Here is a 12,153-nt window from a genome sequence, read left to right on the forward strand (position 1 = left end):
ATGCTCGTAGACATCGCCGTCGTCCAGGGAGCGCGTACCCCGATCGGCCGGTACAAGGGCGCGCTGGCTTCGGCTCCCGCGCACCGGCTGGGCGCGCTCGTGATCCGTGAGGCGGTCGTCCGCGGCGGGCTGGGTCTCGATGCCGTGAACGAGGTCGTCCTCGGGTGCGTGGGCCAGGTGGGCCCCGACGCGTTCAACGCCCGGCGTGCGGCCCTGGCCGCCGAACTGCCCGTGACGACGACCGCGTACAACGTCAACAGGCTGTGCGGGTCCGGGCTGCAGGCCGTCTGGTCGGCCGCCCAGAGCCTCACCCTCGGCGACGTGGACGTCGCGGTCGCGGGCGGCAACGAGTCGATGACCCGTCAGCCGCTGCTCGACTACAGCGAACGGGCCCCCGACGAGATACCGGGACCGCCGACCCTCGACGGAACGCTCTCCCTGGTCACCGACCCCTTCGGGGGCTACCCGATGGGCATGACCGGCGAGGTGGTGGCGGACCGGTGGCGCATCTCGCGGCTGCGCCAGGACCGGTGGGCCGCCGAGAGCCAGCGCCGGGCCGCCGTCGCCGTCGACGAGGGACGGTTCGACCAGCAGATCGTGCCAGTCGAGCTCCCGGGCGGCGTCGTCGCACAGGACGAACATCCCCGCCCCGGCACCACGGCGGAGAAACTCGCCGGACTGGCCCCGGTCTTCTCGGCGAACGGCACGATCACCGCCGGGAACTCCGCCGGCATCAACGACGGAGCCGCCGCGGTGCTGCTCCTGCGCGCGGTCGATCTCACCCCCGGCACGGCACCGCTGTGCCGGCTGCGCGACGTGGTCGTCACCGCGCTGGAGCCGGAGATCATGGGCGTCGCCCCTGCCGAGGCCATCCGCAGCCTGGTGCGGCGCAACGGCCTCACCCTCGACGCGATCGACGTGATCGAACTCAACGAGGCGTTCGCGGCCCAGGTCCTGGCCGTCATGGACGAACTCAAGCTCGACCCGGACCGCGTCAACCCCAACGGCGGGGCGATCGCCCTGGGCCATCCCGTCGGTGCCACCGGAACCGTCCTGTTGCTCAAGGCGGCGCACGAACTGCGCCGCACCGGAGGCCGGTTGGCCGTGATCGCCCTGTGCATCGGCGGCGGTCAGGGCATCGCCGCACTGATCGAGAACCCGGGCCACACCCGGTGAACGGGTACGTCTGGCATCCGACACCGGAGTTCACCGAGCACGGCAACGTCGCGGCCTTCTGCCGCGCCCACGGCATCGACGGCGGCTACCGCGCCCTACAGGCCAGGTCGGCCGCCGACCCCGCGTGGTTCTGGGAGCGGGCCGCGGTCGACATCGGCATCGTCTGGCACACCCCGCCGTCACGCGTGTGCGACGACACCGCGGGCATCGCCGCCACCCGTTGGTTCCCCGGCGGACACACCAACCTCGTGGACTCCTGTCTGCACCGTCACCTGCGCCAGGGACGCGGCCTGGAGCCCGCGCTGCGCTGGGAGCGGGAGGAGGGCACGAAAGGCGTCCTCACGTACGAGGAGGTCGCCGCCCGCAGCGCACGGGTGGCGGGCGGACTCCGCGCTCTCGGGGTGGTGGTCGGTGACCGGGTGGCCGGGTATCTGCCCCCCGGTCCCGAGGCCTTCCTCCTACTGTTCGCCTGCGCGCGCATCGGCGCCGTACTGGTGCCGCTGTTCTCCGGGTTCGGCGCCGAGGCCGTCGCGGTACGGCTCGCCGACGCCGACGCCCGCGTCCTGGTCACCGCCGAGGCCACCACCCGGCACGGGCGCAGGCACGACATGCGGTCGGTGGCCCGTGCGGCGCTGAGGAAGACCAAGTGCGTCACGCATCTCGTGGTCGCCCGCGAGGACCCGGGCCCGTTGCCCAGCCCGTTCGAAGGCGGCGCCCACGACGCGCGGCCCGAGGTGGGGCGGCCGGGTGCACCGGATCGCGTGGGGTCCGAGGTGGGGCGGCAGGGCGCAGCGGCTCACGTGGGGCCCGGGACCGTGCGGCCGGGCGCAGCGGACCGCGTGGGGTCCGAGGTGGGGCGGGCGAGCGGACCGGCTCGCGTGGGGTCCGAGGCGGGGCGGCCGGGCGCACCGGACCGCGCGTCGGCGCCCTCCCCGGCCGGCGACGCGCTGCCGTGCGAGCCGGTTGTCGCGCAGGGGACGGTGACGATCAGCTGGCAGCGGCTCGCCGAGGCCGAGCCCGTCGACACCGTCTCGCTGCCCGCAGACGCCCCCTTCCTGCTCCTGCACACCTCGGGCACCACCGGCCGCCCCAAAGGGGCGATCCACACCCACGGCGGCTTCCCGGTCCAGGTCGGCAGCGAGACCCGGTACAACCTCGACCTGCGGCCGCACGACGTGGTCTTCTGGGTCACCGATCCCGGCTGGATCATGTTCCCGCTCGTCGCCGTCGGCGCGAGCCTCGCGGGCGCGAGCGTCGTGGCGTACGAGGGGGCGATCGACCAGCCGGACGCCGCCCGCCTGTGGCGGCTGCTCGACGACCACGAGGTCACCGTCTTCGGCAGCTCGCCCAGTCTGTCCCGCATGCTCATGGCCCGCGAGCAGGAGCAGCCTGCCGCACCGACGCGGCTGCGCCTGCTCGCCTCCACCGGCGAACCGTGGACCGAGGAGGCGTGGCGCTGGTACTTCGCCGAACTCGGCGGCACACGCTGCCCGGTGATCAACATCTGCGGTGGCACCGAGGTCGGTGGGTCCCTGCTCGCCTCCGCGCCCACGCTGCCCCAGTCGCCGTGCGGTTTCTCGGGGCCGTGCCTGGGTGTCGACGCCGTCATCGAGGACGACCAGGGCAGGCAGCCGCCCGAAGGGCAGGCCGGCGAACTGGTCGTACGGCAGGCCTGGCCCGGCATGACCCATGGGCTGTGGCGGGCGGGGGAACGCTTCACCCGGACCTACTTCGCCCGCAGGCCCGGCCGCTGGTCCCACGGCGACCTCGTCTCCCGGTCCGGGGAGGAGTGGTTCGTCCACGGCCGCCTCGACGACGTCATCAAGGTGGCCGGCAAACGCCTCGGGCCCGCCGAGGTCGAGGACGCCGTCGTCGGTGACCCGGCCGTCGCCGAGGTGGCCGCGGTCGGAGTGCCGCACCCCGTCAAGGGTGAGGCGCTGTGGTGCTTCGCGGTCCCCGCGGCCGGGCGGCTTCTCGGCGCGCGGGAGGCCGAGCGCATCCGTGCCCGGGTGGCCGACGCGCTGGGCCCCGCCTTCCGGCCGAGCCGGGTGGTGGCCGTCCCCGAGCTGCCCAGGACCCGCAACGGCAAGGTGATGCGGCGGCTCATCCGCAGTCTCGTCACCGGTGAGGCACCCGGCGACGTGTCCACACTCGTCAACCCGGCCGGCCTCGACGCGATCCGTGCCGCCCTGAAGGACCAGTGAGAGCGGGCCACCCGCTCCATGACCGAGGGAGCTTCATGCCGACGATCGACATCCTCCTGCCCGGCTTCGCCATCGACACCGACCAGGGCTATCCCGCGTTCTGCGGGGTGTTCCTGGTCCGCGGCCCGGACGCCGACGGACGGGACCGGAACATCCTCGTCGACGCCGCCCACGTCGGCCGCCGGCCCTTCCTGTGGAACGCGCTGGCCGCCCACGGCCTCACCGCCGGCGACATCGACACCGTCGTCCTCACCCACGCCCACTGGGACCACGTCCAGAACATCGACCTGTTCCCGCAGGCCACCCTCGTCCTTCACCCCGACGAGCGCCGCTACGCGCACACCCCGCACGCCAACGACTGGGCCACACCCGCCTGGACGGGCCTGCTGCTCGAACAACTCCCCGTCCGCGAGGTCACGGACGGGGAGGAGATCATCCCGGGCGTCGAGGTCATCGCCCTGCCCGGGCACTCGCCCGGCAGCATCGGCGTGGTCGTCCGGACCGACCAGGGCCGCGCGACGATCACGGGCGACGCCCTGCACTTCGCGTACGTCGCCCGCACCGGTCGCAACCCCCTGGTCTTCTGGGACGCCGACCAGGCCGCGCAGAGCATCGAGCGGGTCCTGACCGTGTCCGACGTGGTCTACCCGGGCCACGACCGGCCGTTCAGGCTCACGACGGACGGTGACATCGACTACCTGGAGTCCTTCGCGCTCACCCTGACCGGACTGCGGCCCGACACCGCGGGACTGAGCTTCGCCGACGGCTCCGCCCGCCCGCTGTGGGTCATGCCCGGCGTCGACGAGCAGCGCACGCTGTACGAGAAGAACGCCGACGACGTCGCGGGGCGCATCAGCGGGGTGCCGCGGGTGCTGCGCCCGGTTCCGCGAGCAGGCGGGCCAGCGAGGAGTTGAGCCGGTCGAAGAACGGGTCGGGTGCCTCACGCGGAAAGAAGTGGCCGCCGGGGACGGTCGTCATGCGGAAGCGGTGCACGTACTGCCCCCAGGCCCCGACCGCGTCCGGGGTCACGAGCGGGTCGTCGGCCCCTGCGAAGGCCTCGACGCTCAGCGGCAGCCGGGCCTGTTCGTCGTCCGGGTCCGGCAGCCCCGCCCGGTGACCGGTCGCGCAGATCCGCAGATCGTCACGCAGGACGGGCAGCAGCACGCGCAGCCAGTCGTCCCGGCCGAGGAACTGCGGACTGAGTCCGCCGAAGTCGACCAGCAGACGGGCCAGTTCGTGGTCGTCGTACCGGTCGGCCGGCGGCAGCGTCGACGACACGTGCGGGGCCGCGTACGCCCCGAGGAAGAGGGCCTCGGGCGGGCGGCCGCCCGCCCGCAGCCGGGCCGCCGTCAGAGCGAACGCCACCATCGCGCCCATGCTGTGGCCGTAGGCGGCCCAGGGCCCCTCGTCGAGCCCGGCGGCGAGTTCGCGTCCGAGGGCCTCGACGACATCGCCCGCGTCCCGGAAGCGGGGCTCGCGGTAGCGCGCCTCGCGGCCCGGCAACTGCACCGGAAGGACGTCCACGTCGGACGGCAGGCGTCCGGCCCACGAGCTGAAGAACGAGGCGCCGCCGCCCGCGTGGTGAAAGCAGAACAGCCGGAGCCGGGCGTCCTTGCGGGGCGCCCGGCCCAGGCAGGACACCGTGGTCGTCGCGGTCATGCGGGTGCTCCGGCCGAGGTACGGGCCAGGCGGCGACGGGCGCGCAGGACGCGGGCCCGGGCGGCCCGGCGTACGCCGCTCGCCGTGCCGGTCATGCCCAGCGCCTGCGACAGCACGCAGGTGGGCGACGCGTCGGCGGCGCGGCCGGGCAGGTCGAGGAGACACCTGGGCACGCGGAGGCTGTCCGCTCCGTGGGGGAGGGGGTTTTCCGGCCCGCCCACGTCGGCCACGGGGTTCATCGCGGCGCTCCCTTCCCGTCGGGGGCACGTGTCTCTTCCGGGCCACGGTCGGCCGTGGCCGTTCGCCTGTCTCCGCCGGTGACGAGGCGGGCGAGGCCGGCCCGCATCCGCCTGCCGAGGCCGGGGGAGAGGACCAGGTCCAGCTGGGTGTCGAGGAACAGGGCGTGCAGGTGCACACAGGCCTCGGGTTCGGCCGACGCGTGTGCCGGGTCGGTTCGGGGCGTGGTCACCGGACCACCACTTCGTACATCTGCCGGAACGTGCGCGTCTCCAGCAGGTCGACCACCGGGACGCGGCCTCCGAGGAGGGTCTCCACCACGGTCACGAGCCGCAGCAGCAGTACGGAGTCCCAGTCGGCGAAGTCGTCCAGGGGGCGGTCGAGGTCCTCCGCCTCGACGAGCAGGCCGAGTTCCTCCTGGAGAAGGGTGCGGAACGCTTCGATGTCGGCGAGGGCGGTGGTCATACGGTTTCTCCGTCGGACGGGCCGAACGCGGCATGCAGCCGCAGATGGGCGGGGGCGGGGGCGACGTCGCCCAGGTCGTGCCGGAAGACGACGGCGTTGTGGTCGTCCGGGTCGGTGCCGGTGACGGTGAAGCCGTGCTCGGCGTAGAAGGAGGAGAAGGCGGAGTTGCGCGGGGAGGGCACGTAGCGGCCCGTCACGGCGTTCGCGCCGGTGTTCCTGGCGAACTCCAGCACCGCCGCCACGCACGCGCTCTCGATGCCCCGGGAGAACACCCGGCAGGAGAGGACGAAGTTGTCGATGCGCAGCACCTCTGCCTCGCGCCGCAGGAACAGGGCGCCGACCAGTCCGTGGTCCCCGAACCGGTCGCGCGCCCGCACCGCGATCACGTGCTGCCCCTGGCGCAGCGTCCGCGCCGCGACCTGAGGCACCTGCAGGCGCTCGGTGGCCAGGTGGAACTGGTTGGTCCGCAGGGTGAGTTGGGAGACCCGGCCGATCTCCGACTCCCGCGGCGACCGCAGGACGACCTCCAGGCCGATCCCTTCGAGGTAGTCCTGGTAGGAGCCGAAGTCCTCTCGGAACTCCTGCCGCAGGGCTTCGGTGCGGTAGCGGCCGGCCCGTTGCAGGTCGGCCTCGGTGAGTTCGAACAGGTCGAACCATCCGTCGGCCAGCAGTGCCGAGGGGTGCAGGGCGGGCTCCTCGTCGACCCGGACGACGGCGACGTCGGGCAGTTGCTCGGCGACCAGCCCGCATTCGAAGAGACTGTCGTCGACGAAGACGAAGCTGTCCAGGCCGATCCCGAGCCGGTCGGCGATGTCGCGAAGATTGTCGTGCTTGGCCTTCCAGTTGGCGTTGACCCGTACGAAGGCGTCCTCGCGCAGCACCATGGCCGGATGGGTGCGGAGTGTTTCGCGCACCGTGTCGGAGTCGTTCTTGCTGCTGACAGCCAGCAGCACGCCCTGCGAGGCGAGTTGCGCGAGCACCCGCTGGAACTCCTGGAAGGCCTCACCTCTGAGGCCGGCGCCGAGTTCCACGCCGGCGGACCCGTCCTCGCCGAGCACCCCGCCCCACAGCGTGCCGTCCAGATCCAGCACCAGGCATTTGCGGGTGCGGCCCAGCCGGGCGCGCACGATGTGGGCGGCCTCCCGGGCATAGGCGGCGAGCAGCGCGTCCGACAGTCGGGCCCGGGCGTACTGCGCGGTGCGTGCGTCCCAGGCCGGAACGCCCTCGGCCACCAGTGGATCGAGGTCCACGGTGACCACCCCGGGATGCTTCTCGGCAAGGAGCAGCAGTCCGCGGTTGAAGTCCCGCCACACCGCGCCGAGCCGTGCCCGGGAGCGCAGGTCGACCAGTTGGTGGCTGTAGCGGCGGGGCAGGGGGACGGTGTTCACCACGAGCAGGCCGCGCCCGGCCTCCTGGTGGGCGCGCACGGCGCCGGCGACGAGGGAGAGCCGGGCGCGTGCGGCGGCCTCGACGTCCTCCACCCGCCAGGGCACGGTGACGTCGTCGAACACCGTGTGGGCGTCGAGCAGGCAGAGCGTGACCTGCGGTTGGTCCTCGCCGGGCGTGGCGGGCCGCATCAGATCCTGAAGATAGGAGCCGTACGGGGCGACCTTGGGCTCCAACAGCAGTCCGTGCCGGGCCAGTTCGGCGGTCAGGGGAGCCACGAGCGGGGCCACCGTGGAGTGTCCCGTGACGCTGACGGCGACGACCGGCACGTCGGTGTGGCGGCAGACCTCCCGGGGATCGAGCCGGGCCAGCAGCTGCCCGGCGGCCGGCAGGTCGCTCGCCGGCATGCGGGTCAGCAGGGCCCGCACCCGCCCGTACCGGGCGGTGAGGGTGCCCTCCCGGTGCAGCGCGCGCAGGGTGGCGAGAGCCTGCGGGGCGTGCCAGGTTCCGGCCGGGTCGGCGACGCGGTTCTCGGTCTCGGTCATGCCCGCTCCAGCGCGAAACCGGACTTGATCCACTTGCTGGACTCGATGGCGACCGCGATCGCGCGCCCGGGGCCGTTCCACTGCCGCAGCAACTCGTCGAGCTGAAGGAAGGGCAGCGCGTTGCCGTTGTTGCCGACGGTGCGTACGACGTTGACGCGGCGGGCGTCCGGCGCGGGCATGTCCGCGGAGATGCGGTCGCTCATCCGGCCGGAGAGCTGTGGCGGCAGCAGGAAGTCCACGCCGTCGGCGCCCCAGCCGAGGTCGTCCACGAGCTCCCAGAACATCTGCCGCGCCATGACGGGCACCGCCTCCTCGATCGCCTTGTAGTCCTCGAAGACCGCCGCGCGGTCGCTGTGCCGGTCGCCGAGTCCGAACCAGTCGATGACCTGGCCGGGCTCCCGGCCCAGGCCCACCAGCCGGTTGAGGATCTGACGGATCTCGATGCCCTGGCCCAGAGCCTCGGCGCTCAGCACGGCCGCGCCGGCTCCGTCGCCGAAGAGCACGTAGTTGACGAGCTCCGCCGAGGTGCGACTGCCCGGGTCGAAGTCCGTCTCCAGATGCTTGGCGCACACGTCGCCGCCGATCACGAGCACGGTGGCGCAGCGTCCGGCCAGCAGCAGGGTGCGGGCTATGTCCAGGGCCTGTACGGCACCCGCACAGCCGGACTGGAGCTGGTAGGTGGGCACGTTGTCGATGCCGAGCCGGTCGGCGACCACGTTCACGGTGGCGGGCATCAGATGGTCCGGGGTGGCTGTGCCCATGACGATGCAGTCGATGTCACCCGGCTCCAGGCCGGCCTCGGCCAGCGCCCGGTCGGCGGCGGTCGTCGCGATGTCCGCCAGGCTGTGCCGTACCTGGCCGGTGGCCAGGTCGACGGCGAAGTACCGGCTGGTGTTGCCGATGAACATCTCGGCCCACGTCGGGTCGACGCCGACGAGTTTGGCCAGGGTCGCGTTGTCCACAGGGTCCCCGGGCAGGCAGGTGCCGACCGAGGCCAGATACGCGGTGGGAGGGGCCATCAGCGTGTTCCTTCCGCAGTCACGGGTACGGCAGAGGCGCCGCCGTCGGCGAGTTGGCCGCGCAGGTATGCGACGAGGTCGGCCACGGTGCGCAGGCTGGCGAGCAGGTCCTCGATCGGGAGTTGGCCCAGCTGCGGCAGCGCGTCCTCGATACGCGTCTTGAGTTCCATGACCCGGATGGAGTCGAAGCCCAGGTCCTCGTGCAGCCGGTCGTCGTCGTGCACCTGCCGCGGGTCGTGGCCGCCGATCCGGCACACCAGACGGCGTGTCAGGGCGTCGAGGGAGTCGGGGACGTCGCCCGCCGGCACCGGCGGGCGCCGCTCCCCGTGGTCCGCGCCGCTGGGTACCGCGGTGGTGTCCGTGTCGAGGGGGACGGCCGGCGCGGACGATTCGGGTCCTGCCGGGGCGGCTCCGGAGCGCCAGGAGCGAAACGACTCGTCGAACAGGTACGGCGGCAGCCGACGGGGAACCCGGTCCGTGTCGGCGTACAGCAGGTTCCAGTCCGGTGTGAGACCGGCGCACCACAGTTCCCCGAACAGCTGCTGGGGGCGGTGGCCGGGGGCGTGCTCGCCGGGGTGCGCGCTGTGCAGGCTCACCGCGTGGCCTCCGTCGGCCCGCAGTCGCGACAGCAGCGGGGTCAGCACGGCGCGCGGGCCGATCTCCACCACATGGGTGACGCCGGAGGCCAGGAGCGCGCCGGCGGCCTCGGCGAACCGAACCGGCTCGGTGATCTGCCGTGCCCAGTAGTCGGCGTCCATGGTCTCCTCGCCGGTCAGTCCTCGGCCGTGCACGGTCGAGAAGACCGGGAGCGCGGGGCGCCGGTCGGACACCTCCGCGCACTCCCGGCGGAACTCCTCGACCACGGGCCGCATCAGCGGCGAGTGGAAGGCATGGGAGACGGCCAGCCGGCGTACCGGCACTCCGCGCTCGCCCAACAGCGCCTCCAGCGAGCTCAGTTCGGCGAGGTCGCCGGAGACCACCGTGCCGCGCGGGCCGTTCACCGCGGCGACGGAGAGCCGCTCCCGCCCCGCCAGCAGCAGTTCCACTTCCGCGGCTTCCAGGCTCACCGCGAGCATTCCGCCGTCCTCGGGCAAATCGTCCATCAGAGCCCCGCGCCGGGCCACCAGCCGTGCCGCGTCGGCCGGGTCCAGCGCCCCGGCCGCGCACGCGGCGGCGAACTCCCCGATGCTGTGGCCGATCACGGCCGACGGGATGATCCCGGCCTCGGTCAGGGTGGCGGCCAGTGCGTAGCCGACGGCGAACAGGGCGGGCTGGGCCAGCCGGGCGCGGGCCGCGTCGGCGTCGCCGTCGAGTACCGCATCGCGCACGGATGTGTGGACGTGCGGGGCGAGCAGCTTGTCGATCTCGTCGAGGTGGTGTGCGTAGGCGGGGCACGAGCGGTACCACGACGCGGTCATCCCAGGGTGCTGTGATCCCTGCCCCGTGAACGCGAACGCCACCGAGGGCCCCCGGCGCCCGCCGTCCGCCCGAGCGGTCTGCTCCGCGCGTTCCGCGGCCCTGCGCAACTCTGCGATCAGGGCGGGCAGATCGGCCGCGGACGCGGCTGCTCGGTACGGCATCCGCGACTTGACGCGGTTGCTGGTCCAGCACAGCTGGGCCAGCTGGCTCTCGGGGCGGCGGGCCAGCGCGTCGGCCTGCGCCAGCAGATTGGCGCGCAGCCGCTCGGGGGTGCGGGCGGAGAGGGTGAACACGCCCGGCGCCGGGTGCCGGCCGTGGTGGACGGAGCGGGGTGCGGAGGCCAGTACCGCGTGGGCGTTGCTGCCGCCCATGCCGAAACTGCTGACCGCGGCGTGCACGGTGCCAGACGGCAGCCTCAGCGGCGATTTGAGCAGGGACAGCCGGCGCCCGGGCAGGTCCAGCTTCGGGTTCTCGTCGTCGGCGAAACGGCTCGGTGGCACCGTGCGGTGGTGCAGTGCGAGGACGACCTTGATGAGCCCCGCGATCCCGGCCGCGCCCTCCGCGTGTCCGAAGTTGCTCTTGACCGAGCCGAGCGCGACGCTGCCGCCACTGCGGCCACTGGTCAGCTCACCGAGCGCCTGGGCCTCGATGAAGTCGCCGAGCAGGGTTCCGGTGCCGTGCGCCTCGATGAAGCGGATGTCGTCGGCGGTGACGCCGGCCCGCCGCCACACGGACTCGATCAGCTGTTGCTGCGCGAAGCGGTTGGGCGCGGTGATGCCGTTGCTGCGCCCGTCCTGGTTGATTCCGGTCTCCTTCAGCACGGCGTACACCGGCTGGCGGTCCGCCAGCGCGTCGCTGAGCCGGCGCAGCACGAGCACCGCCACGCCCTCGGCCCGGCCGATTCCGTCGGCGGCGGCGCTGAAGGGCTTGCAGCGGCCGTCCGGTGCCGAGAGTCCGGCCTGTGTGTAGAAGATGTTGATGACCGGCGTCATGATCAGGTTGGTGCCGGCCGCGAGCGCGTGGTCGCACTCTCCCGCGCGCAGTGAGTTCACCGCGAGGTGGACGGCGACCAGCGAGGAGGAGCAGGCCGTGTCCACCGCCAGGCTGGGGCCTTTGAGGTCGAGGTGGTAGGAGACGCGGTTCGCGCCCATGAAGTAGCCGTTGCCGGAGCCGTGGCGGGCGGTGATCCGGTCGTAGTCGGCGAGTTGCAGGAACGCCCACTCGTTGGCCATCACGCCGACGAACACGCCGGTGTCGGTGCCGGCCAGGTCCTGCGGGGCGAGCGCGGCGTCCTCGATGGCCCGCCACGAGCTCTGCAGCAGCAGCCGCTGCTGGGGGTCCATGGCGGCGGCCTCGCGCGGTGCGATCCCGAAGAAGCCGGGGTCGAAGGCGTCGGGGTCGGTGATGAAACCGCCGCGCACGGTGTTGCTGCGGCCCGCCGGCCGGGCCTCGGGGGCGGTGTGCGCGGCATCCGGCACGGCGGCGTGATGGCGGTCGGCGTCCCAGCGCTCCCGGGGCACCCGCTGGGTGCCGTCACGCCCGTCCATGAGGAGCGACCAGTACTCCTGGGCGTCGCGGGCACCGGGGAAGCGGCAGTCCAGGCCGACGACCGCGATGGGTTCGCGTACGGTCATGAGGGGTCCCGGCGGTGCTCGGCCCTGTCGGCCAGGAGTTCTGCGAGGTGGTCGGCGAGCGCGTGGACGGTCGGGAAGTCGTAGGCGACGGTGGGGGCGACGGCGAGCCGGTGGCGCTCCTCGATCTCTCCGCAGAGGCTGATCGCTGTGACCGAGTCGATGCCGTAGTCCGCGAGCGGGGTGTCGGGGTCGATCTCGTGGGGTGCCCGGTGCAGGTGGAAGGCCACCCGCTCGGTCAGCCACTCCTCGAGGTCGTGGTCGCCGTCCTGCGGCAGGAAGCCGTTCAGGGGGCGGGGGGACGGCGCGGTACGTGTTCCGGGGGCGAGGCTCATGACGTGCTTCTCTCTTCGGGTCTCGAGGGCGGATCTCGAAGCGGATCTCGGTGGCGGGTCTCGGTGGTGGGTCTCGG

General features: G+C 73.1%; 11 protein-coding genes. 3 read left to right on the forward strand and 8 right to left on the reverse strand.

Annotated features, from left to right (window positions below):
* Genes OG985_RS42625 through OG985_RS42635 form a run of 3 tightly spaced genes read left to right on the forward strand, consistent with a single transcriptional unit; the run spans position 1 to position 4,294 of the window.
* Complete coding sequence (locus OG985_RS42625; protein ID WP_371673774.1) at positions 1-1,176, forward strand: acetyl-CoA C-acyltransferase; 1,176 nt, start codon at positions 1-3, stop codon at positions 1,174-1,176.
* Positions 1,173-3,380, forward strand: coding sequence for an AMP-binding protein (locus OG985_RS42630; RefSeq protein ID WP_371673775.1), 2,208 nt, complete (start codon positions 1,173-1,175; stop codon positions 3,378-3,380). Before OG985_RS42625 ends, OG985_RS42630 begins: the two co-directional genes overlap by 4 nt.
* 35 nt (positions 3,381-3,415) lie before the next feature.
* Positions 3,416-4,294 carry an MBL fold metallo-hydrolase gene (locus OG985_RS42635; RefSeq protein WP_371673776.1) on the forward strand — a complete coding sequence of 293 codons (879 nt, stop codon included), beginning with the start codon at positions 3,416-3,418 and terminating at the stop codon, positions 4,292-4,294.
* Here OG985_RS42635 and OG985_RS42640 read toward each other — a convergent pair.
* From OG985_RS42640 to OG985_RS42675, 8 genes are read right to left on the reverse strand one after another with little or no spacing between them, the layout of a single operon-like run.
* Positions 4,233-5,039, reverse strand: coding sequence for a thioesterase II family protein (locus OG985_RS42640; RefSeq protein ID WP_371673777.1), 807 nt, complete (start codon positions 5,037-5,039; stop codon positions 4,233-4,235). The genes OG985_RS42635 and OG985_RS42640 overlap by 62 nt on opposite strands.
* Positions 5,036-5,278, reverse strand: a complete 243-nt coding sequence (locus tag OG985_RS42645) for a hypothetical protein (protein WP_371673778.1) — start codon at positions 5,276-5,278, stop codon at positions 5,036-5,038. The genes OG985_RS42640 and OG985_RS42645 overlap by 4 nt, the downstream gene beginning before the upstream one ends.
* A complete protein-coding gene (locus OG985_RS42650) occupies positions 5,275-5,508 on the reverse strand; it encodes a hypothetical protein (protein WP_371673779.1) in 234 nt (77 codons plus the stop codon). The genes OG985_RS42645 and OG985_RS42650 overlap by 4 nt, the downstream gene beginning before the upstream one ends.
* Positions 5,505-5,741, reverse strand: a complete 237-nt coding sequence (locus OG985_RS42655; RefSeq protein WP_371673780.1) for a phosphopantetheine-binding protein — start codon at positions 5,739-5,741, stop codon at positions 5,505-5,507. The genes OG985_RS42650 and OG985_RS42655 overlap by 4 nt, the downstream gene beginning before the upstream one ends.
* Complete coding sequence (locus OG985_RS42660) at positions 5,738-7,672, reverse strand: HAD-IIIC family phosphatase (protein WP_371673781.1); 1,935 nt, start codon at positions 7,670-7,672, stop codon at positions 5,738-5,740. The genes OG985_RS42655 and OG985_RS42660 overlap by 4 nt, the downstream gene beginning before the upstream one ends.
* Entirely contained in the window at positions 7,669-8,691 is a 1,023-nt protein-coding gene (locus OG985_RS42665) for a 3-oxoacyl-ACP synthase III family protein (protein ID WP_371673782.1), read from the reverse strand. The genes OG985_RS42660 and OG985_RS42665 overlap by 4 nt, the downstream gene beginning before the upstream one ends.
* Complete coding sequence (locus OG985_RS42670) at positions 8,691-11,744, reverse strand: type I polyketide synthase (RefSeq protein ID WP_371673783.1); 3,054 nt, start codon at positions 11,742-11,744, stop codon at positions 8,691-8,693. Before OG985_RS42670 ends, OG985_RS42665 begins: the two co-directional genes overlap by 1 nt.
* The gene (locus OG985_RS42675; protein WP_371673784.1) at positions 11,741-12,076 is read right to left on the reverse strand and encodes an acyl carrier protein; all 336 of its coding nucleotides are present in this window, start codon (positions 12,074-12,076) and stop codon (positions 11,741-11,743) included. The genes OG985_RS42670 and OG985_RS42675 overlap by 4 nt, the downstream gene beginning before the upstream one ends.
* Positions 12,077-12,153: the final 77 nt, after the last annotated feature.

The sequence above is a fragment of the Streptomyces sp. NBC_00289 genome, assembly GCF_041435115.1.
In the GTDB taxonomy this organism is placed as follows: domain Bacteria; phylum Actinomycetota; class Actinomycetes; order Streptomycetales; family Streptomycetaceae; genus Streptomyces.